Below are 20,953 nucleotides of genomic sequence, written 5' to 3'. Positions count from 1 at the left end.
AATCCCCCTTTTCCGGGTGAAAAAGGGGGATTTCACGACTGCTCGCGGGATCAGTCAGCGGCAGGCATCCGGTTCCAGTGCGGGAGGAGCAACAGCATGGACAGCAGTGCGGCGCCGGCGAATCCGTAGAACAACGTCGACGTGCTCAGGTAGCCGGGCAGCAGTCCGCCGAGGATCGCGCCAACCGAACCGCAACAGTTGATCAACCCGGCCGCAGTCCCGGCGTGCTTCGAGGTGCCGAAGTCCACCGCGGCGACACAGGAGATCATCGCGTCGGCGCCGTACACACTCAGGCCGATCAGGCCGAGCACCACCACCATGATCCAGGCACTGCCCGTCGCGGTCAGCGGACCGAACAGCGCGAGCACCGCCACCAGGATTCCGAGACTGATCACGCAGGCCGGCACGCGTCGCGCACTGAACACGCGGTCGGAGATGCGGCCGAGCAGGATCGGGGCGATCACCCCCGCCACACCGAACGCCACCGGGATGGTCACGGCCTGGAACTTGTCGCCGTCGGCCAGTCGTTCCGCGACGATCACCGGGCCCCACAGCAGGATCGCGTAGCGGGCCGGCTTGAGCAGGAAATACGACGCGCCAAGGGTTCTCACCATGCTGTCACTCAGCACCACCTTCAGCGATTCCCGCCACGACGGGGTGGGTTCGGCGACCGCCTCGGCTTCGGGCGACTCATCGAGTTCGACACCTTCCCTCGCGTCCTGCGCAGCGCGGTACTCCTCGATCGGCGGCAACCCGACGTCTTGCGGCCGGTTGCGCTGGAAGAGCAGCACCAGCACGAACACCCCGACCACGATGGCCGCCCCGGTGAAGAACGCTGCCCGCCACGTGCCGAACACGTCGTAGGCGGCCCAGCCCAGAATCGGTGCGGCCACCAGGCCGCCGAATGCGTAGTTGGTGCTCCACAATCCGAGGACGCGACCCCGTTCGCCGATCGAGAAGAACTGGGCCATGTTGCTCAGCGTCGGGGACCAGCCGGTGGACTGGGCCAGGCCCTGCACGATCATCAGCGGCAGCAGGAACACCAGCGCGGGCAGCAGCCCCATGAACACGGTGGCGATCGCCGATATCGCCAGACCACCGAGAATCACCACCCGGGGGCCGAAACGGTCGGACACCTGGCCCCAGACGAACTGCCCCGCCGCGTACGCCGCGAGGTAGGCGGCATCGAGGTTGGCCAGGGTGCTCTTGGTCAGGGTGGTGGACAAGATCGGGTCTTCGAGGATGCCCAGCTTGGCCACAGAGAAGGCCTGGCGGGTGAAATAGAAACCGGCATAGGCGATCCAGGTGACGGCGAAGATCTGGAACCGCCAGCGCTTGTAGCGCGGAACGATCGTGGTAGGGGCGGGAATCGCGGTCTGGGTCATGAGATTGCACCTCTGGTGGGCGTGCTGCAGGCAGGCGGTGTGCTGACGGGCCGGGGCAGATTGCCGAGCGAGTGTGGCCGAACGTCAAAGGCAGGTTTCTCTTGCGAGAACGGTGCAGAGGGGGTGCGGCGGTCGGGAGGCGCGGCCTGCGACCGACCGCCGCGGGGGCGGTGGTGGTTGGCGGGCTACCGGAGGGCTGCCACCAGAGCGGGGAGATCGGCGACGCTGTCGAGAATGTGGGTGGCTCCGGCCTCGGACAGCTGAGCCCGGTTGTGGGCCCCGGTCAGCACGCCGATCGAGGCCCGCGCGCCGGCGCGCAGCCCGCTGATGACGTCCGACGACGTGTCCCCCAGGACGATCATCGAACGCACCGAATCGGTTCGGGTCTGCATCAGCGCGGTGAGCGGCATGTCCGGGAAGGGCCGGCCGCGCACACTGTCCGACGGACACAGCACCACGTCGGCGAGGTCCTGCCAGCCCAGCGCATCGATGATGGCCGACTGGGTCTCCCGGGCGAATCCGGTGGTCAGCGCGGTCTTGATGCCGCTGGAACGCAAAGATGTAATGACACCTTCTGCGCCAGGGATGGGGCTGCAGTTGCCCTCGGAGACCAGCTGCGCGTAGCAGCGCTCGAACTCCTTGTTCGCCGCCTGCGCCTGCTCCTCGTTGCCCTTCGCCAGGTGTCGGAACACCACGATCTTCGACTGGCCCATGGTGTCGGTGACGTAGCGCAGCATCTCCTCACGGTCGGCGTCGGTCTTCGACAGGGCCGCGTGGCGGTCGGCGGCCAGGAACGACTGCTGAACCAGCCCGCTGTCCTCGACGGTGGTTCCGGCCATGTCGAAGACGACGAGGCTGATCGGATCACTTGCTTTGGTACCCATTGGTTTATCCCTTCGGTTTGGATCGTTCAGACGGTGGCGGCGAGTCGGTCCAGCGTGTTGCCGACGCTGGCGTGGGCGAGGCCCATGCTGGTGGTCATGCCGATACCGGTGGTCACGGTGACGACATGGGTGCCCTCGATGGGCTGCTCGATCAGGAACTCCTGTCCGGGCGCGGAGGTGTAGACGCCCTGCCAACGCTCGGTCACCTCGATGTCATTGACGCCGAACAGTTTCCGGGCCTCGTCGAGAAGGACGGCGAAGCCCTCCTCGGACTGGAACGGCGGAGCCGAGATGTCCCGGTAGTGGGTGTCGCCGATCAGCAGTGAGCCGTCGGGCTGCGGGGTGTACATCTGGTGCAGGTCGATCGCGACGTAGTCGGGATGCTCGGTCCGCAGCCGATCAGCCACAGCGTCGGTACTCGGGAGCCCCTCGAATCCGGAGTACCGCAGCAGCGACCAGCCGGTGAACAGCGGCGCGGGCAGCGCGAAGGCCAGCGGCAGGCGGGCCCGCAGCATGTGCAGCCTGCACCGCAGCAGGCCGTCACGTTCGGCCAGCGCGGGGAACAACCGGTCGACGTCGTAGTTGACGGTGACGAACGTCGTACCGGCGCACAGCGGCCCGCGCGAGGTGTGCACCACTCCCGGCTCGAACCCGGAAGCCGCGGTGCGCCAATGGAAGTCGACGCCCTCGGATTCGAGCCAGCGGGCGATCGACGGGGCGGCGGTCCGCGGGTCGACCTGCAGATCATTCGGCAGGTACATGCCACCGGTGACGCCGGCCGGTACCACCGGGATCCGCTCGAGGATCTGCTCGCGGCTCAGCAGCCGCACCTCGCCGCCCCCGCGGGTGGTGGCGAACTCATCCATCACCGCGAGCTCGTCGTCGTGGCGGGCGACGCAGAACGTGCCCGACTCGGACGACCAGAACCCCGCCTTGCGGGACAGGTCAAGCCAGTGCTGACGGCCGTTGCGGGCGTAGTCCCGCGCGACGCCGGACTGCGCGGTGATGCAGGCGTGGCCGAAGTTCTGGACCGACGCACCGACGACACCGTCGGCGTGATCGACAACGGCGACGCTCAGTCCCCGCTGATGCGCGTGATAGGCGTGCGCGAGGCCGACGATGCCTGCGCCGACCACCACGACGTCGTAGCTGTGATTTCCCATGCGGATACTGTGGTCCGCATCACGTCAACTTGTCAATACAAGTTCGAAGTTTTTACCTCATGTCTATATATGTAAAGTCCCGTTCACCTCACGGCGTGACGATGTCGAAGTTCGGATCGGGCCGGTCCAGCACCGCCAGCAGCGACGGCAGGGCCTCTGCGTCACCGGTGACCTCCAGGCCGGGTGAGGCCGTATCGCCCGCGGCGAAGGCCAGCAGCCGCAGCTTGTTCGCGAGCTTCACGGTGGCGTGCGCACTTGCCTCGTCCGCATCGGCCTCGCGGTAGACCAGCACTCCGTTGCGCAGGGTGAGCCGGTAGTTGGCCGCGGCATCGAGGAAGGTCACGTCGATGGCCAGGTCGAGATCCCAGGCCCGCGGGCCGTTCACGTTGATCGCGAAAGTGTCGAAGATCTGCTCGGGCGTGAGCTGTCCGAGCAGCGACGGCGATGCCGAGGAAGTCGGTGTTCCGAACTTTCCCTCCCGCAGTTCGGTGACGCCGCTCAGGAAGAAGTTGCGCCACGTGGCGTTCTCCGCGCCGTAGGCGAGCTGCTCGAGCACGTCGGCGTAGAGTTCGCGGGCTCGCGCATGGTTCTCGTCAGTGAAGATCACATGGTCGAGCAGTGTTGCCGCCCAACGGAAATCACCGTCGCCGAAAGCCTTCCCGGCCAGCTCGACCACCCGGTCCGCACCACCCATGGCCTCGACGTAGCGGGGGCCGGCCGCCTCGGGCGGGTGCGGCCACAACCGGGCCGGGTTGCCGTCGAACCAACCCATGTAGCGCTGGTAGATCGCCTTGACGTTGTGGCTCACCGAACCGTAGTAGCCGTGGGCATGCCAGGCCTTCTCCAGCGCCGGCGGCAGCTGGAACCGCTCCGCGATCTCGATCCCGGTGTAACCCTGGTTGAGCTGCCGCAACGTCTGGTCATGCAGGTAGGCGTACAGATCCCGCTGCAGCGAAAGGAATTCGACAATCCGCTCACGGCCCCAGGTAGGCCAGTGATGCGAGGCGAACACCACGTCGGCGCGGTCGGAGAAGGTGTCGATGGCCTCCGTGAGGTAGCCCGCCCAACCGTGCGGGTCACGCACCAGCGCACCCCGCAGCGTCAGCAGGTTGTGCAGATTGTGGGTGGCGTTCTCGGCCATGCACAGTGCCCGGTGTTGCGGGAAGTAGAAGTGCATCTCGGCGGGCGCCTCGGTGCCGGGTGCCATCTGGAACTCGATCTCGACACCGTCGATGGTGTGGGTCTCCCCGGTTTCGCGGATGTCGAGGGTCGGCACGATCAGCGCCACCTCGCCGGTCGAGCCGACCTGCCCCAGCCCGCAGCCGACCTGGCCCTGCGGGCTACGGTCCAGCGCTGCGCCATACATGTAGCCGGCGCGGCGCGCCATCGCGGTGCCGGCATACACGTTCTCCTGCACGGCGTGCTCGGTGAAGTGCTCCGGCGCGATGATGACGACCTTGCCCGCGTCGACGTCGGCCTGGTTGGTCACGCCCAGCACGCCGCCGAAATGGTCGGCGTGGCTGTGGGTATAAATAACGGCGCTGACCGCACGGTTTCCCCGGTGCGCCCGGTACAGCTCCAGCGCGGCGGCCGCAGTCTCGGTGGAGATCAGCGGATCGATGACGATGACGCCGGTATCGCCCTCGATGAAGGTGATGTTCGACAGGTCCAGACCGCGCACCTGATAGATGCCCTCGACCACCTCGTAGAGGCCCTGCTTGGCGCACAGTTGCGACTGGCGCCACAGGCTGGGATGCACCGATGCGGGCGCATCCCCGGTCAGGAAGTCATAGGCGTCGTTGTCCCACACCACCCTTCCGTCGGCGGCCTTCACCACACAGGGTTCGAGCGCGGCGATGAAACCCCGGTCAGCGTCCTCGAAATCCCGGGTGTCCTCGAACGGCAGGCTCGTCAGGTGTGCGCGATAGGCGGCCTCGATGACAGCGGCCGGCGGCTTCTGCTCCATGCGGACGAGCCTGCCACCTCAAGGTGTCGGCACGGTATCGCGGCTCGGACTGATCCGGCTGATCTCATCAGCGCCGTGCCCGGCGTCGACTGCGGCGTCCACGTAGCCCCGGAATGCCTCCAGGGCACCGGCATCCAGACCCGCCGCCTCCGACGCCGCGATCAGATGCCGCACGGAGGCCGCCGCCGAGGACACCGACGCACTGGGATCGGTGTGCCGGTCGGATTCGGTGCGTTCGGCGATCTCACCGAAGACCGGCGGCAGGATGGCGGCGATGTTGTTCGCGTGCGGCAGCAGTTCGGTGGGGGCGATGCCGTGGACGCCGGCCATCGCCAGGGCATGGACGAACCCGCTGACCGAGGTCCAGAAGACGTCCAGCAGCGCCATGTCGAAGGCCGCGGCGCGGCCCACGTCGGCACCCACCCAACTGACCGTGGCGAGCACGTCGAACACCGAACGGTGGGCGTCGAACAGATCACGTGGCCCCGCGAAAAGAATGCTGGCGCTCGGGGTTCCGATGGTGTCGGTCGGAGTCATGATGGCCCCGTCCAGATACCGTCCGCCACGCGCGGCGACCAGTTGTGCCGTGCGGTGCGCCGAATCCGGAATGTCGGAGGACAGGCCGATGACGACCCGGCCCGCGATCGCGTCTCCGGCGGCGTCCAGGACCGCGTCCGCGGCCGCCTGATCGACGACGTTGACCAGGATCAGGTCACTGGCCGCCACGGCCTTCGCGGGGGTGTCGGCCCATACCGCACCACGGGCCCGCAGGGCGTCGGCCTTGGCGGGAGTCCGATTCCACACGGTGGTGCGGAGATTCGCCGCAACCAAGGCGCCGGCGAGCGCCTGTCCCATCGGTCCGAGACCGAGCACGCTCACGGTGGTCATGCAGCCGCCCCGTTCCTGATGCTCTCGACGATGCGGGCGAAGCCGTCACTGCCGTGGCCGGCATCGATCTGCCGGTGGATCAGCCGCTGCACCACGTCGACGACCTCGGTGCTGATGCCCTGGTCCCGGCTGGCGTTGACGATGTCGCTGAGATCGGAGAAGAGCAGGCTCTGCTGGCCCGGCACCGCGTAGTCGCCGCCGTCGATGACGGTCGCGTATTCAGCCAGCGTGGGCATGAGCGCCGGCAGCCAGGCGGCAGCGCGGGCGGCGAACTCCTTGGCGGGCACGCCCGCGGCCCCCACCATCGCGGCCCCGTGGAAGAAGCCCGCGAACATTACGTACATCGACGAGAGCAGCGCCAGGTCGTACAGCGACGCCAGCCCGGCGTCGTCACCGAAGTACTCAGTGCTGCCCCACAGTTCGAAGAACTCGCGATAGTCCGCGAACAACGCCGCCGAACCGCTGTAGAGGATCGCCGACTGCGGCGTCGCGATCATCTCCGGCGTCGCCATGATGCCGCCGTCGAGATACTCGGCCCCGTGGCCGGCGGCCCACCGGGCCAGCTCGCGTGACCCTTCCGGTGACGTCGTGGTCAGGTTCACCAGGCGGCGCCCCGCCAGCCCGTGCGCCACCGGGTCGAGAACCTCGTGCACCGAAGCCTGGTCGAACAGGCACACCACGATCAGGTCCGCGTCGAGAGCCCGCTCCGGAGTGGGTGCTGCCGTGGCGCCCTCGTCGACGAGCGCGGCCGTCCGCGCGGCGGTGCGATTCCAGACGATGGTCGGGTGGCCCGCTTTCATGGCGCTGCGGGCCAGCTGTGAGCCCATCGCGCCCAGGCCGAGGAAACTGACCGTGTGGTGTGTGGTTGTCATGCCACCATCGTTGGAGAGACACTGACCAACCGACAAGTACCCACTAAAAAGTGCGATACTTACCTTTCTGAAACTATTGACTCTGACCAGGGAGAATATCCGATGGCTCAGCTCGGCAGGTTCACCTGTGGCCTCGATGCGGCGTTCGCCGTGGTGGACGGGAAGTGGAAGCCGCTCATCCTGTGGGAGCTCCAGGCCGGGCCCAAGCGCTTCAACGCACTGCACCGCAGCCTGCCCGGGGTCTCCCAGAAAATGCTGACCCAGCATCTCAAGGAGCTTCAGCGGCATGGCGTGGTGCACCGGGAGAGCTACCACGAGGTGCCGCCGCGGGTGGAGTACTCCATGACACCGGCCGGTCAAGAACTACTCGACTCCCTTGAGCCGCTGGGCAATTGGGCTACCAAGCACATCGAGCTGATCTGCGAGGGCGAAGCAAGCTAGCCGGTTCAGGACCGATCGACCGTGTGCAGGTTGACGTCGGACAACACGCCGGCGGCGATACGGGCCGTCATGTACGTGCAGTACGGCTGGCGACGCCGGTCCGTCGGCGACCCCGGATTCAACAGGCGCAGACCGGTTTTCGCGGTGGTATCCCAGGGGATGTGACTGTGCCCGAACACCAGGACATCGGTGCCGGGATAGTCGCGGGCCATCCGGGCCTCCCGACCCGTGGCCGCACCGGTCTCGTGCACGACGGTGAAACGCAGACCGTCCAGCGTCACGTCGGCACGCTCGGGCAGTCGCCTACGCAACTCGGCCCCGTCGTTGTTACCCCAGCAGCCGATGAGGTGGGCCGCGCGTGAACTGAGCACGTCGAGCAGTGCGGGATCGACCCAATCACCGGCGTGGACAACGACATCCGCCTGATCTACCTCCTCCCACACCTGAGCCGGCAGATCCTTGGCGCGCTTGGGGACATGGGTATCGGCGATCAGCAGCAGCCGCATGCCAGCCGAGCCTACGTGACCGATGCCGGTGAGCCCGGGATCTGACACCGCTTACACTCCGACCATGGATCTACTACGCAACGTAGTTGTTTATGCGCATCTCATCGGTTTCGCGGTCATGGTCGGCGCCTGGATCGCCGAGGCCGCAGCCCGACGCTTCCTGATCACCCCGGTGATGACCTACGGCATGACGCTGTCGCTCATCACCGGCCTGGCCCTGGCCGCGCCCTGGCCCGACGTCGAGTTGAACTACCCCAAGCTCGGCACCAAGCTGGTCATCCTGGTGGCGCTCGGGGCGGTTTTGGGCATCGGCACGGCGCGGCAGCGTCGCGCGGGCGGCCAACCGGTCATGGGACTCTTCATCGCCGCGGGCGTATTGCCCCTGCTCGCGTCGGCGATCGCGGTGCTCTGGAACTGAGGCCCCAGGCCCGAACCTGAGCTGAACCTGAGACGTTCCCGTAAAGTTAACTGGCAAACAACATTTGTCGGCAGGTACGGGAACGATGGGTCACAGACACGCCATGGCAACCGCCAAGGTCATGCGCACGGCGGCATTCACCGGATGCGCTTCACCACACGGTGACATCCGGGTGCGCGCACGCACGCGTCCCGCGGAATCCGCGCGCCAGACCCACCACGGCGCGTTCGAGCAGCCGCGGAAGCGCCGCTACATCGGGCAGCTGAAAACCTCGACATCCACGGTGGCCGGCCGGTCACCGTGGATGAACGATCGCGTCACCGTGCTGCGCGGGTTCCTCGCCGAGTTGCACGGGCTGCATCTGCCGCCCGAACTCGCCCGGGTCCAGGTGGCCGGCCACATCGAACTACTGGTCTCCGTGCTGAGGCTGGACCGGCAGAGCGCGCGTCAGTTCGTCACCGACGACGTACTGCGCGAGATGGCCGTCGACATCGCCACCGCCGTCGCTTCCGACTAAGTCGCCGCGGGCGTCGGGTGCCCGACGCCGACGCGTCGAGATCGACGCCAGGGTCGTTGCTTCGCCGAAATCGCAGCCCTGGTGTCGATCTCGGCGCAAAAAAATCGAGGCGCGGTCCGCAGACCGCGCCTCGATTTTTTCCAGTGTGCGCCCGAAGGGATTCGAACCCCTAACCTTCTGATCCGTAGTCAGATGCTCTATCCGTTGAGCTACGGGCGCCTAGCGTTATTCAGTTGTGCGGTTGACAAGTCAACCGTGGCGGAGGCGAGAGGATTTGAACCTCCGGTCCCCTGTAAGGGGGACAACTCATTAGCAGTGAGTCCCATTCGGCCGCTCTGGCACGCCTCCTTTGAACTTCTGTGAGGGTACCGGACTACGTCCAAATGCCCGAAACCGCCGAGGGCACACAGTACACAGCCTCCCCTATTCTGGCCAAGTGAGCATCCGTCTGCGCCCCGAAATGGCCGACCTCCCGGCGTACGCACCAGGCAAAACAGTTCCGGGCGCAATCAAGATCGCGAGCAACGAAACCGTGCATCCGCCGCTTCCCAGCGTGCGCGAGGCGATCCTGAAAGCCACCGAGAACATCAACCGCTACCCCGACAACGGGTACCTTGACCTGCGCGAACACCTGGCCAAGCACGTCGGCTTCGCGCCCGAGAACATCGCCGTCGGCTGCGGTTCGGTGAGCCTGTGCCAGCAGTTGATACAAATCACATCTGCTCCCGGCGACGAAGTCGTGTACGGATGGCGCAGTTTCGAGATCTATCCGCTGCAGATCCGCACCGCAGGCGCGACGGGCGTTCCGGTGCCGTTGCGTGACGAGACTCACGATCTCGACGCCATGCTCGCGGCGGTAACGGATCGCACTCGGCTGATCTTCGTCTGCAACCCGAACAACCCGACTTCCACCGTCGTCGAACCCGAGGCGCTGGCCCGGTTCGTGGCGGCGGTCCCCGACGACGTCCTGATCGTGCTCGACGAGGCCTACGTGGAGTACATCCGCGACGGGTTGCTGCCCGACAGCCTCGGACTGGTCCGCTCGCACCGCAATGTCGTTGTTCTGCGCACCTTCTCGAAGGCCTACGGGCTGGCCGGCCTGCGGGTCGGGTACGCCGTCGCCGATCCGGAGATCGTGACCGCCCTGGGCAAGGTCTACGTGCCCTTCAGCGCGACCAGCGTGTCCCAGGCCGCGGCCATCGCCAGCATCGAGGCCGCCGACGAACTCCTGGCCCGCACCGACGCTGTCGTCGCCGAGCGCATCCGCGTCAGCGCGGCCCTGCGTGACGCCGGATTCACGCTCCCGCCGTCGCAGGCCAACTTCGTCTGGTTACCTCTGGCCGAACGCACTCTGGACTTCGTGGCCAGGGCCGCCGACAACCGGCTCATCGTGCGCCCGTACGGTGAGGACGGCGTGCGGGTCACCATCGGGGCCCCGCACGAGAACGACGCCTTCCTGGAATTCGCCACGCGCTGGATCGCGGGTGACGCCGGGACTCGGACAGGAGAGACGAAGTGAACGGTGTACGCGGCACGTTCGACGGATTCGTCAGCCGCGAGGGTCAGATCCCCGACGCCGAACTCGACGCGTTCTGGGCGCTGCTGCGGCCCGCGAGCATCGACTTCATGCTCGGCGAGTGGAAGGGCGGCGAGTTCCAGACCGGCCACAAGGCCAACGGATTCATGAACCGGCTCAACTGGTTCGGCAAGACGTTCCACTCGGCCGCCGAGGCCCAGCCGCTCGTGTGCCTGGACGCCGACGGCAACAAGTTCTCCAACACGGAGGCGATGAACGGCGAGGCCAGCCTGTGGCTGGAGGAGTTCCGCGGCGAGGTGACCGCGACCATGGTCTACGACGGCCGTCCCGTGCACGACCACTTCAAGGTCGTCGACGACAACACCGTCGTCGGCATCATGAACGGCAAGGCCGCCGTGGTCGACGGCCGCTACCTGTACTTCTACCTGCAGCGCGTCTAACCCTGCGGCCGGCGGCCGGTGAAGGCCAGCAACTGGTCCAGCACCGGCGCACCCTCGCCGATCTCCACCGGATCGTCGAAGCCGGCACGCACCCGCCCATCGGGCGTGATGATTCCCCGCGCCCACTCCAGGACACGCTGCGGTTGATCATCCGACACGTCGACCGACTGCCCGGTGGCCGCGGCGTAATCCCAGGCGTGCACCAGGAATTCCAGGGACAGAATCCGGGCCATCATCCGCGCCGGGGCCTCCCCCGGACCGAACGGCACGGTGCCGTCCACCCCGCGTCGACGCCACGCCGCCACGGCCGGCCGCGCCGCGCTGAGCACCTGCTCCTCGACCGAGGTGTCTGGCCTGCGTTCGGGAAGCTGCGCATCGGCCGCCGAGCCGATCACGGTGATGGAGTTCAGCAGGTGGTCCGTCAGCCCCGCCACGTCGAACTCGCGACAGGGCGTCTGACGGGACAGATCGTCCGCAGTGATGCCGCTCAGCACGCGTTGCAGCACGTCGAGGGTGGCCTCGGCGCTATCGAGTTCATCCATACTCGGTAGTGTCCACCCCATGTCTGACACGTACGAGTCCGTTTCCGTCGAGATCAAGGACTACGTCGCCCAGGTGACGCTGCTGGGTCCCGGCAAGGGCAACGCGATGGGTCCGGCGTTCTGGGCGGAGATGCCCGACGTGTTCGGCACTCTCGACGCCGACCCGGACGTGCGCGCGATCGTGCTGACCGGCTCGGGCAAGAACTTCAGCTACGGCCTGGACCTGCCGGCCATGGGCGCGACGATGCCGGGGCTGGACGCCGGTGCGAAGGCCCGGGCCGATTTCCACACCACACTGCGCAAGATGCAGGGCGCCATCACGGCGGTCGCCGACTGCCGCACCCCCACCATCGCGTCGATCCACGGCTGGTGCATCGGCGGCGGCGTCGACCTGATCAGCGCGGTAGACATCCGCTACGCCAGCACCGACGCCAAGTTCTCGGTGCGCGAGACCAAGCTGGCCATCGTCGCCGACGTGGGCAGCCTGGCGCGCTTGCCGCTGATCCTGTCCGACGGGCACCTGCGCGAGCTGGTTCTGACGGGTAAGGACATTGACGCGGCGCGCGCCGAGAAGATCGGTCTCGTCAACGACGTGTACGACGACGCCGACGCCTCGTTGGCGGCCGCGCACGCGACTGCCACTGAGATCGCCGCCAACCCGCCGCTGACCGTCGCCGGGGTCAAGGACGTGCTGGATCAGCAGCGCACCGCCAGGGTGGCCGAAAGCCTGCGGTACGTGGCCGCGTGGAATTCGGCGTTCCTGCCGTCGAAGGATCTGGCCGAGGCGGTCACCGCGATGTTCCAGAAGCGCCCGCCGCAGTTCACCGGGGAATAGGCGTCCAGCCGAGTTCGGCTTTGGCCTTCGCGTTGGACAGCGGCAGCCACGCCTGACCGAACGCGGTGGCGGGGTACGAGGCCAGCAGTCCGACCAGACGGTGCGAGATCGGCACCGGCCGCGGCCGGTGCAGCTTGCCGCTCAGCTCCCGGACGTAATCGCCGAACGACTGCGGACGGTCGTCGACGATGTTGTAGATCTGCCCGCCCCGACCCTTGTCGAGCGCGTCGGCAGTGGCGCGGGCGACGTCGTCGATGTGTACCCAGGACAGGACTCCCGGGCCGGTCAGTGCCGGCAGGGCCCACCACTTCGCGAGGCGGTGGAACAGTTCGTCGTGAATGACCCCCGGCCCGTAGAAGACGCCGTAGCGCAACACGATTCCCTCGGTTCCGCTGCGCTCGCCCGAACTGAGCACGCTGCGTTCCATGCCCCGCAGCGCCTCCAGGAACTCGGCACCGTGCGGCGGTGGCGGCCCCGGATAGGGATCGCTCTCGTCGATCAGGGGCGGCCCGTCCGTGCCATAGCCGTAGGCGAAGACGACCGATTCCGCGACGACGCGACGCACGCCCGCACGTTGGGCCGCGGCCACCAGGTTCGGTGCTCCGCGGCTCCAGAGTTCGGTGGCGGGGCCGAAGTCCTTGGGCCGTTTCGGTCCCCACTTCGGCAGCGTGGTCAGCAGGCTCACCACCGCCTCGGGTGCGAATTCGGCCAGCACCGCATCGATCTGGCCGGCGTCGAGAACGTCGGCCACCACCGGTTTGGCACCCTCGGCGGAGATCTGGGCGGTCTTGCCCGACGAGCGGGTCACTCCGATCACCTCGTGACCGCGCGCGTTGAGCTCCCGCAGCAACGGGATTCCCGGGACACTGGTTGCACCCGCCACCAGGACACGCATCTATGGTTCCCCTGCCTTCTCGTCGGACATGCTGATACGTAAGGCAATTGCCAGTAGCACCGTGGTCAGCACCAGCCCCGCAGCTTCCAGCCAACCCACCCAGTTGCCTGCGGCGTGGTTGGTGTCGATCAGGTGACTCAGCGAATGCAGGGCCCAGTGCGCGGTGGCGAAGGCCAGCGCGGGCACGCGCCAACGCGGCCACTTCAGCGCCGCCAGCATCATCAGCCCGAGCGGCAGTTCGAACGAGGCGTTGTCGAGGATGTAGTGATCGTTGCGCGTGCCGAACGCGCCGAGGGTGTCGAAGAATGTGCCCGGCGCGAACAGCATGAACAGACTGAGGATCACCGAGTAGACGCCGAACACGGCGAGGACCACTTCGGGGTAGCGCCGGGTCTGCGGCACTGGCGGCGCGGCATTGGCCATGTCACCACGCTAACGCTGCAGTGGACTCCGAGTAGGCTCCAATTTCATGGCAGATTCGGGTACCAGTTCCGGTCCGGAACTGCTCGTCGAACTCGACCGGGGCAGCAAGGCGCCGTTGCATCGTCAACTCGCCGACGGACTGCGCGAGGCCATCCGTTCCGGTCGGTTGGCCCCGGCGTCGCGGATGCCGTCCACCCGCGTGCTGTCCGCCGACCTCGGAGTATCGAGACGGCTCGTGGTCGAGGCCTACGAGCAACTGACGGCAGAGGGATTCCTGCACAGCAGCCAGGGCGGCAGCACCCGGGTCGCAGCCGTCGACGCCGCCCCCTCCGGCAGCTTCGGTCCCGACCGCGCCCGCCCGCGCTTCGACATCGACTTCGCGCCAGGCTCACCGGATCTCACCAGCTTCCCACGTCAGGCCTGGCTACGGGCCATGCGCCAGGGCCTGGCCGAGATCGAATCCAGCGCATTCGGCTACGTGGCACCCCACGGACTGCCGGCCGCCCGGAGCGCAGTGGCCGACTACCTGCGCCGCACCCGCGGCGTGGTCGCCGACCCACGCCGCATCGTGTTGTGCTCGGGCGCAACGCAAGCCGTCGCACTACTCTCCCGGTGCCTGGACGGGCCGATCGCGGCGGAGAATCCGGGATTCTGGTTGCACCGGATGATCCTGCGCCACAACGGCGTCGAACCGGTCCCGATCCCGGTGGACGTCAACGGTATCGACGTCGGCGCACTGGCTGCCTGCAATGCCACCACGGTGCTGACCACCCCGGCCCACCAATCGCCGACCGGGGTGGTGCTCTCCACCGTCCGGCGCACCGCACTACTCGAATGGGCCCAGCCCGGACGGTTGATCATCGAAGACGACTACGACGCCGAGTACCGCTACGACCGGGCGCCGGTGGGGGCTCTGCAGGGAGTCGCGCCGGACCGGGTGGTGTACCTCGGCTCGACCAGTAAGACCTTGGCCCCCGGACTGCGCATCGGCTGGATGGTGTTGCCGACCCACCTGATCGAGCGGGTCAGAACCGCCAAAAGCCTTGCCGACACCGGCAGCTCGGTGATGGATCAGATCGCGTTCGCCCAATTCCTGACCTCCGGGGGCTACGACCGCCACCTACGGCAGATGCGCCGGCGCTACCCGGCCCGACGCGACGCGCTGCTGGCAGCGTTGTCGCGGCACCTACCCCGGGCCGAGGTTCTCGGCGCGGCCGCAGGCGTCCACCTGACCGTGCGGTTTCCGGAAGGATTCCCGCTCGAGGAGCTGACCCGCCGTGCCGCCGAGTCACGCATCCGACTGGAGCCACTGGGGCCCTGTTACGCCGACCCTGTGACCGCACCGCCCGGGCTGATCCTCGGGTATGCCAACCTCACCGAGGATCAGATCGCCACCGGCGTGGAAATGCTGGGTCAGGCCGCACGCGAACTGGGCGCGGCCTGACCGTAAAGCATTGTCAGCCTGCTTCTTTGGCTGACTTCCGCTCTGCCATCTTGTACTTGACAAGAGCGACCAGAGCCTTGGGATTGCGCGCGAACGCGCCGGCGGCCTGAAGGTACAGCTTGGCCTTCTGCCCAAACGTCAACTGCTGCTCTTGTTCCGTCACTGACTCTCCCCTATCCGAGAACGTGCCCGAACAGTAGCGTGCGTCAGCTTGAGAGCTCCTACCGCCCGGCGGACTGGTCGACACTGCGGTCCGCCGGCTTGACCCCCAGCTTGCCGGCCACGTAGTCGGCAGCCTGATCCGTCAACCCGTTCACGGCGTACAGGTTGTGGGCGTTGTTGTCACTACCGCCGGGCGAGCACACCGGATCCTCCGGGATGCACAGGTCATCGGTCTTGGCGGTGTAGCGGGACCCGACCGTGATGGGCGGCGCACCGGTGTAGATCATCTGCAGGAAGCCGCTCGACGGCTTGCCGAACAACGTCACCGCGGCGACATGGTCGGCCACGTCGGCGGGCAGCGGGCCACTGATGCTCGGCGGCAACACGAACCCCTGCGGCACCGCATCCTCGGTGAGGTAGGCGGCCACCGCAGCACCCTGCGAGAAACCGCCCAGCACGATCTTGGTGTCCGGGCAGGCCGCCACCGTGGCCCTGACCTTGTTGCTCGCGTCGGCGACACCGTCGGCCGCAGTCGCAAAGTCAAGTGAGGCAGGGTAATTCACCGCGTAGACGTCGACGGACTTCCCGCCGGTCCTGGCCTGCAGCGCGTTGACGAACGCGTCCCCGACACCACCCACACCCGGCGGCTCGAACGTGCCCCGCGCGAATACCACCTGCACGTCCGCACATGAATCCGCAGAAGCCTGACCGGCAGCGGCGATGCACCCACCCGCCACGAACACCGACGATGCCACTGCCGCCAACCAACGACCAATCCGATTCATTTTTCGACCCCACTCGTTCCGACCCGCGACAACTTTTCGCACCAACTACTCCTCGATACCCAAGATCACGGCGGGGTGAATCTCTCCGAGGGTGTGATGTACGACACGTTCCGCGGGGCGCGGCGGCGGTCTTCAGGTTGCTAGGAAGCTGCGCCGACGCGCTGGCGCTCGCGTTTCTCCTCGTAGAACCGGGCACGCTCGTCAACCGCATCGAGGAACTGGGCTAGCTCCTCGCGGGCCTTCTCACCTTCTGGCCCGAAATCGGTTCGGTCGAAAATCCGCCAGAAGCGCAACACCGGCTGCACCACGTCGTCGTGATGGACGCGCAGATCGTAGATGCCGGCCTTGGCGATGGTGATCGCATTCTGCGCGAAGTCCGCCATCCCGAGGCCCGGCATCGCGAAGTTCACCACCTCGTCGCGGATGGCGATCATCGAAGCGTCGGGCGCGATGTCCAGCGCTGCCGCCATGAGATTGCGGTAGAAGACCATGTGCAGGTTCTCGTCGGCGGCGATCCGGGCGAGCAACTGATCGGCAATGAGGCAACCGGACGCCCGGCCGGTGTTGCGGTGCGACACCCGCGTCGCGAGCTCCTGGAACGACACGTAGGCCATCGCCGCAAGCGGCGTCTTGTCACCAGAGTCGTAACCCGCCACCGTATGAGCCATGCGAAGACGTTCCAGGGCAACGGGATCCACGCCGCGCGTGACGACGAGGTAGTCGCGCAGCGCGATGCTGTGGCGCCCCTCTTCGGCAGTCCACTGCCCGACCCAGGTGCCCCACGCGCCGTCCCGGGAGAAGCGCGTGGCGATCTCACGGTGGTAGGACGGCAGGTTGTCCTCGGTCAGCAGGTTCACCGTCATGGCCACTTTGGCGACGTGATCCAGCGGCGAATCCTCGGGTTGCCAGTCTTCCCCGTCCAGGAAGGCGAAGTCGCGCCCCCGACTCCACGGGACGTAGTCGTGCGGAAACCATTCCCGCGCCATCGACAGATGGCGGTCGAGGTTGCTCGCGACAACCGGTTCCAGTTCGTGGAGCACTCCGCTCTGGGCGTCCATTCCAGTCCTCCCAAGGTGTTGGCGACACAGCGGCGTCAACGCGCCATTCGTAACCTACGGTAGCGTAGGTTACGGGACCGTAGGTTATTTTTTGGTGAATGAACGGGCGCAGCGGATCGGGCGTCGGCTCACTTCGCCCCGGCCGCGCCCTTCTCCAAACCACGGAGCAACCCGAGGGACAGGAAGGTCATGGCGCCCTTGTCCTCGAACTTGTGGGCCACGTTGCCGGCGATGCCGCCTTGGACGGCGAGCTCACCGATCAGGTCGAGTTTGAGCTGCGGACTGCCCTCGGAGAAGTCGAGATCCGCCAGATCCACCCACACGATGTTCGGGCGGGTAGTGGACTCGTAGACATACCGCTTGTTGGTGAGGTCGAGGACCACCTGCCAAATGGTCTGGGAGGCATCGGGCTTGCCCGGGTCCGGGATGCGGAACGGCTGCGCGGCGTTGCGTATCACCGAGAACATGCTCGCAATGGCCTCCACCTGACTGGACGGCTCGGGCAACCGGCCGGCGTAGTAGCTGGCCCGGGCGAACCGATCGCTGGCCAGGGTGGAGCCCGGGATCGGCTGATCGCCACCCAGACCGGTGAACGACTTCACCAACTCCAACTGCTGATCGAAGGTCGGCGAATTCGTCATGACCGTGTAGTCCTTCGAGTGGTACACCCGGGCCTTGCCGTCGACGTACTCGATGATCGCCGAGTCGCCGGACGCATCGTCGAGTGCCAGGTGCAGACCCGGGCGGACACCCCCGGTCGGATCGTCCATCTGCACCACCTGGACATCGGTCTGCGCGATCCATGCGGTCGCCTCGGCGACGGTGGCGAAGTTGTCCAGGAAATACTGCAGCCAGATGGCCTGACCGAGTTGGGTCCGCGAATCGTCCGGCTCACCGTAGGTCGACTCGGCCAACCACAGGATGTGCCCGGCCAGACCGGCCTCGTTCATGCCGTCGACGGACGTGATGTCGAAGGCCGAGGCGATCACACTGCCGTACTTCGAGGTCCAGGTGAGCTTGCCCGATACCGCGTCATCCCGTTTGACGCCCCGGGGTTGCTTCCACAAATTGGTCATCAAGTCCTTGTGGAAGTCCATGTTCCTGCCGACCAGAACCGCATCGCCCGCATCGGGCCACATGACTCGCGTGCACATTTGAGCGAGCCTAGTGTCGGCGCGCATTGCTGTACGGCGAACCCACGGACCAGATCCCCTCGAGCAGTTAACCGCTATGGTCTTGGGGTATGACGTCAACGACGTTGTACAAGTTGCCTTCCGCGTTCTCGGCAATGCTTCACACGGCCCTCGCGGCAACGGTGATCGCTGCCGCGACAGCACTGTCGTGCGCCTCGAGCGCCACGGCCGATCCGATGACGGTGTGCCCGCCGAACCAACCGTCCTACTGGAATGGGCAACCGTGCTTTCCGCAACCCTGCGTGCCGCCGTACGCGCCGGGCATCCCGCCCTGTTTCATGCCGCCGCCACAGATCGGGCCGAACGGCTTACCGGTATTCGGTTGAGCTTCAACGAGTTGATCGCGTAGTTCTACCGATCTGGTTGTCCACTCCGTGACCCACGATGGCGTCATGAATCACGAACCGAGTCACCGCGGGTCGCTGTCGTTCATCGGTATCGCGGCGATGGTTGTCGCGTATCTACTGGTGTTCGCGGTGCTCTCCGACACGGACATGGCATCCAAATTCGAGAATGGCGTCGCACCACCGGGGACCGACGTGTTGGGTAACCGCATCGCCGCAGTGGGTGGCGTCGTGGCCGCAGGGTGCGCATGGGTGGCAGTTGTCGCGGGTCGCATGGTCGTCCCAATAGTGTTGGTACTCATGGCCTCTGCACCGCTGGCGCTTCTGTCGCTCGTCACGCTGCAACTCGCGTTCTGATGGTTTGCGGGCCACCGGCTGTGGCGCACCATGATTTTCCGTTGCGAGCGATAGGATTCACCTTCATGTTGCCGGCAAGACTGATCGGGGCTGCCGCAGTAGCCGCTGTCACCCTCACCGGTTGCGGGCCGACCACCGCACCGGCGCCACCAGCCGTACCCACAAGTGCGACAACCACTGCGGCACCGGCCAGTACGACGCCATCGAGCTCGACGCACGAGCCGTCCGCCGCCACCTCGGCCCCACCACTGGCCACCGATGCGCACGGCTACACGATCACGTCGATCACCGAGCCAGGCTCGCAACCGGACAAGTCGGTGACCATCCCGCAGCTGTCCGGCGGCGACCCGGCCGTCACCGCGCGCTTCAACGCTGCCATGCAAGCCTCGCGGGCCGGGATGCCCGCACAGTCCGCCGACATGAGCGTGGACGACGGCGAACTCCCCGGCGGGTTCGGCAGTGGCGTGACCAGAATCGGCTCCGGCGTCGTCGCCGGACGCATGGTGCTGCTCTGGTACGGCAAGGGCGCCGCACACCCCAATCACAGTTTGGGCACCGTGGTGATCGCGACCCACACCGCGACGCCGGTCACCGTCGACGATCTGTACCAGGATCGCGCTGCAGCGCAGGCCCGGCTGCGGACGCTGCTGCCGCAGCTGGACACCAGCGGGCGGCTCAATGCGGGCTCGGTGTCGGGCGATGACATCGCCGATAATTGGCTGCCCACGCCGGCCGGGCTCGAGGTCTACGTGTCGGTGGCCCATGTAATGGGTGACTACGTGGTCGTGACGGTGCCATGGGACCAGATCGCAGATCAGCTGCGGCCGGGGATGCTCGATGCGCTGCGGGCGGACTGAGTAGCGACTGACCGATGGCGACCGGACACCGCCGAACACGCGGCCGAACTGGCACAGCGCGCCGTCGACGCCGCATTCAACGTCGACGGCATCGAACTTGATTACAACCCAAGATCTCTGGAACACGTGGATGCCATCCTGGGCGGCGGCCGGGAACCGGGCTCAGGCACAGCCATTCCAAACCCTGGAAGTACTTACGCCGAGGATTACTGCCAGCATGTGGCTGTTGCATTTTCTGTGCGGCTGATGATTCCCCTGGCATGTCGTTGGATGTGGCAGGGGATTTGTCGTGTCTGGTGGTGCTCTAGGTGGCTGGTTGTGTGTTGTGGAGGCGTAGCAGGTTGATGACGGTGGCGGCGAGGTGCAGTTCGGCGGTGACTGCCGGTAGTCCTCGGCGGGAGAATCGGCGCAGTTTGATCTGGTCTTTGAGGTGTGCGAAGACGGGTTCAACGGTGGCGCCGCGGCGTTTGTAGCGTTGCGCGTTGACGGGGTTGCGTAGCCGGTGACGCATGGCGTCTTTGGGTGCCAGCTCTGCCGGTGGTGGCCCGTCGGTGGGATCGTTGCGTGCCTCGATGTGCAGGTCACGGTTCTTTCCGGGGGCGATGAGCCGGTCAGGACCAGCGGCGGTGAGGTTGTCGTCGGTGAAGTAGCCCGAGTCCATGAGCACCAGACCGATCTGCTTGCCCAGCGTGGCGGCCTGTGTGGTGGCTTCGGTGATGGCCGGCAGGTAGCAGTGGGTGTCGTTGGCGTGTTGGCTGGTGTGCACGCCCAAGACGTAGTGGTCATCGGTGACGGCGAACTGGGCGTTGTAGGCCTGCACCGAGCCGCCGCCGGAACCTTCGAGCATCAACCGGGAATCGGGGTCGGTGGTGTTGACCGGGTCTGCCATGCTGCCGCGGGCGTGTGCCCGTCTGGCCCGACGATCACGTGCCTGAGCGGCTTTGCCGCGCAGGACAGGATGATGGCCGGCTGCGATGTCTGCCTGGACCTTGTCCAAGGCCTTTTGGGCGGCCTTGAGCTTGCCGCGGGCATCGCGACGGG

The 20,953-nt window shown here is 66.6% G+C and carries 24 protein-coding genes, 2 tRNA genes and 1 pseudogene; 10 read left to right on the top strand and 17 right to left on the bottom strand.

Features of this window, described 5'->3' with window-relative positions:
• Positions 1 to 50: 50 nt before the first annotated feature.
• The 6 genes from AC4LGL_RS18740 to AC4LGL_RS18715 all read right to left on the bottom strand — a co-directional run bounded on the left by AC4LGL_RS18740 (position 51) and on the right by AC4LGL_RS18715 (position 7,158).
• On the bottom strand, positions 51 to 1,385 hold the full coding sequence (locus AC4LGL_RS18740) for an MFS transporter (protein ID WP_491840095.1): 1,335 nt from the start codon (positions 1,383 to 1,385) through the stop codon (positions 51 to 53).
• Between the two features lie 185 nt (positions 1,386 to 1,570).
• Entirely contained in the window at positions 1,571 to 2,269 is a 699-nt protein-coding gene (locus AC4LGL_RS18735) for a phosphonatase-like hydrolase (protein ID WP_491840094.1), read from the bottom strand.
• Positions 2,270 to 2,295: 26 nt separating this feature from the next.
• Entirely contained in the window at positions 2,296 to 3,432 is a 1,137-nt protein-coding gene (locus AC4LGL_RS18730; protein ID WP_491840093.1) for a TIGR03364 family FAD-dependent oxidoreductase, read from the bottom strand.
• A gap of 88 nt (positions 3,433 to 3,520) precedes the next feature.
• On the bottom strand, positions 3,521 to 5,398 hold the full coding sequence (locus AC4LGL_RS18725; protein WP_491840092.1) for an alkyl/aryl-sulfatase: 1,878 nt from the start codon (positions 5,396 to 5,398) through the stop codon (positions 3,521 to 3,523).
• A gap of 18 nt (positions 5,399 to 5,416) precedes the next feature.
• Positions 5,417 to 6,286, bottom strand: coding sequence for an NAD(P)-dependent oxidoreductase (locus AC4LGL_RS18720; protein WP_491840091.1), 870 nt, complete (start codon positions 6,284 to 6,286; stop codon positions 5,417 to 5,419).
• A complete protein-coding gene (locus tag AC4LGL_RS18715; RefSeq protein WP_491840090.1) occupies positions 6,283 to 7,158 on the bottom strand; it encodes an NAD(P)-dependent oxidoreductase in 876 nt (291 codons plus the stop codon). Before AC4LGL_RS18715 ends, AC4LGL_RS18720 begins: the two co-directional genes overlap by 4 nt.
• Before the next feature lie 102 nt (positions 7,159 to 7,260).
• Between AC4LGL_RS18715 and AC4LGL_RS18710 the strand changes: the two genes are divergently transcribed.
• Positions 7,261 to 7,599: a winged helix-turn-helix transcriptional regulator gene (locus AC4LGL_RS18710; protein ID WP_491840089.1), complete on the top strand. Its 339-nt coding sequence runs from the start codon at positions 7,261 to 7,263 to the stop codon at positions 7,597 to 7,599.
• Between the two features lie 5 nt (positions 7,600 to 7,604).
• Here the strand turns inward: AC4LGL_RS18710 and AC4LGL_RS18705 are convergent, their stop codons facing one another.
• Positions 7,605 to 8,105, bottom strand: a complete 501-nt coding sequence (locus AC4LGL_RS18705; protein ID WP_491840088.1) for a metallophosphoesterase family protein — start codon at positions 8,103 to 8,105, stop codon at positions 7,605 to 7,607.
• Between the two features lie 64 nt (positions 8,106 to 8,169).
• On the opposite strand from AC4LGL_RS18705, the gene AC4LGL_RS18700 reads away from it, so the two are divergent.
• Together AC4LGL_RS18700 and AC4LGL_RS18695 are read left to right on the top strand one after the other, a co-directional pair.
• Positions 8,170 to 8,523, top strand: coding sequence for a Fe-S protein (locus AC4LGL_RS18700; protein WP_491840087.1), 354 nt, complete (start codon positions 8,170 to 8,172; stop codon positions 8,521 to 8,523).
• A 103-nt stretch (positions 8,524 to 8,626) separates the two neighbouring features.
• Positions 8,627 to 9,040, top strand: coding sequence for a hypothetical protein (locus AC4LGL_RS18695; RefSeq protein WP_491840086.1), 414 nt, complete (start codon positions 8,627 to 8,629; stop codon positions 9,038 to 9,040).
• Between the two features lie 146 nt (positions 9,041 to 9,186).
• On the opposite strand, the gene AC4LGL_RS18690 is transcribed toward AC4LGL_RS18695, so the two are convergent.
• Positions 9,187 to 9,259: transfer RNA gene (locus AC4LGL_RS18690), tRNA-Arg, on the bottom strand.
• Between the two features lie 37 nt (positions 9,260 to 9,296).
• Positions 9,297 to 9,388 (bottom strand) — tRNA-Ser (locus AC4LGL_RS18685).
• Positions 9,389 to 9,476: 88 nt separating this feature from the next.
• Between AC4LGL_RS18685 and hisC the strand changes: the two genes are divergently transcribed.
• Together hisC and AC4LGL_RS18675 are read left to right on the top strand one after the other, a co-directional pair.
• Positions 9,477 to 10,559 (top strand): histidinol-phosphate transaminase, encoded by a 1,083-nt coding sequence (gene hisC, locus AC4LGL_RS18680; RefSeq protein ID WP_491840085.1) that lies wholly within the window; start codon positions 9,477 to 9,479, stop codon positions 10,557 to 10,559.
• The gene (locus AC4LGL_RS18675) at positions 10,556 to 11,017 is read left to right on the top strand and encodes a DUF4334 domain-containing protein (RefSeq protein ID WP_491840084.1); all 462 of its coding nucleotides are present in this window, start codon (positions 10,556 to 10,558) and stop codon (positions 11,015 to 11,017) included. Before hisC ends, AC4LGL_RS18675 begins: the two co-directional genes overlap by 4 nt.
• On the opposite strand, the gene AC4LGL_RS18670 is transcribed toward AC4LGL_RS18675, so the two are convergent.
• Positions 11,014 to 11,559 carry a TIGR03086 family metal-binding protein gene (locus AC4LGL_RS18670; protein WP_491840083.1) on the bottom strand — a complete coding sequence of 182 codons (546 nt, stop codon included), beginning with the start codon at positions 11,557 to 11,559 and terminating at the stop codon, positions 11,014 to 11,016. The two genes, AC4LGL_RS18675 and AC4LGL_RS18670, sit on opposite strands and share 4 nt — an antisense overlap.
• 19 nt (positions 11,560 to 11,578) lie before the next feature.
• Here AC4LGL_RS18670 and AC4LGL_RS18665 point away from each other — a divergent pair, with 19 nt between their 5' ends.
• On the top strand, positions 11,579 to 12,394 hold the full coding sequence (locus tag AC4LGL_RS18665) for a crotonase/enoyl-CoA hydratase family protein (protein WP_491840082.1): 816 nt from the start codon (positions 11,579 to 11,581) through the stop codon (positions 12,392 to 12,394).
• Here AC4LGL_RS18665 and AC4LGL_RS18660 read toward each other — a convergent pair.
• Complete coding sequence (locus AC4LGL_RS18660; protein ID WP_491840081.1) at positions 12,381 to 13,289, bottom strand: NAD-dependent epimerase/dehydratase family protein; 909 nt, start codon at positions 13,287 to 13,289, stop codon at positions 12,381 to 12,383. The genes AC4LGL_RS18665 and AC4LGL_RS18660 overlap by 14 nt on opposite strands.
• Positions 13,290 to 13,712 (bottom strand): hypothetical protein, encoded by a 423-nt coding sequence (locus AC4LGL_RS18655; RefSeq protein ID WP_491840080.1) that lies wholly within the window; start codon positions 13,710 to 13,712, stop codon positions 13,290 to 13,292.
• 46 nt (positions 13,713 to 13,758) lie between these two features.
• Between AC4LGL_RS18655 and pdxR the strand changes: the two genes are divergently transcribed.
• Positions 13,759 to 15,156, top strand: a complete 1,398-nt coding sequence (gene pdxR / locus AC4LGL_RS18650; RefSeq protein ID WP_491840079.1) for a MocR-like pyridoxine biosynthesis transcription factor PdxR — start codon at positions 13,759 to 13,761, stop codon at positions 15,154 to 15,156.
• 13 nt (positions 15,157 to 15,169) lie between these two features.
• Here pdxR and AC4LGL_RS18645 read toward each other — a convergent pair whose 3' ends face one another.
• The 4 genes and pseudogenes from AC4LGL_RS18645 to AC4LGL_RS18630 all read right to left on the bottom strand — a co-directional run bounded on the left by AC4LGL_RS18645 (position 15,170) and on the right by AC4LGL_RS18630 (position 18,315).
• Complete coding sequence (locus tag AC4LGL_RS18645) at positions 15,170 to 15,319, bottom strand: hypothetical protein (protein WP_165612908.1); 150 nt, start codon at positions 15,317 to 15,319, stop codon at positions 15,170 to 15,172.
• 58 nt (positions 15,320 to 15,377) lie between these two features.
• Complete coding sequence (locus tag AC4LGL_RS18640) at positions 15,378 to 16,103, bottom strand: cutinase family protein (RefSeq protein ID WP_491840078.1); 726 nt, start codon at positions 16,101 to 16,103, stop codon at positions 15,378 to 15,380.
• A gap of 145 nt (positions 16,104 to 16,248) precedes the next feature.
• A pseudogene (locus AC4LGL_RS18635) lies at positions 16,249 to 17,161 on the bottom strand (acyl-ACP desaturase); the annotation flags it as partial.
• Positions 17,162 to 17,289: 128 nt separating this feature from the next.
• Complete coding sequence (locus AC4LGL_RS18630) at positions 17,290 to 18,315, bottom strand: bile salt hydrolase (protein ID WP_491840077.1); 1,026 nt, start codon at positions 18,313 to 18,315, stop codon at positions 17,290 to 17,292.
• 223 nt (positions 18,316 to 18,538) lie between these two features.
• Between AC4LGL_RS18630 and AC4LGL_RS18625 the strand changes: the two genes are divergently transcribed.
• The 3 genes from AC4LGL_RS18625 (at position 18,539) to AC4LGL_RS18615 (ending at position 19,912) form a co-directional block, all read left to right on the top strand.
• Positions 18,539 to 18,703: a hypothetical protein gene (locus AC4LGL_RS18625; protein ID WP_491840076.1), complete on the top strand. Its 165-nt coding sequence runs from the start codon at positions 18,539 to 18,541 to the stop codon at positions 18,701 to 18,703.
• Positions 18,704 to 18,746: 43 nt separating this feature from the next.
• Positions 18,747 to 19,055: a hypothetical protein gene (locus AC4LGL_RS18620; protein WP_491840075.1), complete on the top strand. Its 309-nt coding sequence runs from the start codon at positions 18,747 to 18,749 to the stop codon at positions 19,053 to 19,055.
• A 65-nt stretch (positions 19,056 to 19,120) separates the two neighbouring features.
• A complete protein-coding gene (locus AC4LGL_RS18615; RefSeq protein ID WP_491840074.1) occupies positions 19,121 to 19,912 on the top strand; it encodes a hypothetical protein in 792 nt (263 codons plus the stop codon).
• 304 nt (positions 19,913 to 20,216) lie between these two features.
• Here the strand turns inward: AC4LGL_RS18615 and AC4LGL_RS18610 are convergent.
• A partial coding sequence (locus AC4LGL_RS18610; RefSeq protein ID WP_491840073.1) for a transposase occupies positions 20,217 to 20,953 on the bottom strand: 737 nt, incomplete at its 5' end.

This window comes from Mycolicibacterium arcueilense, assembly GCF_058536225.1.
The sequence above is the reverse complement of the archived record's forward strand: the minus strand, read 5'-3'. Positions and strand labels throughout refer to the sequence as shown.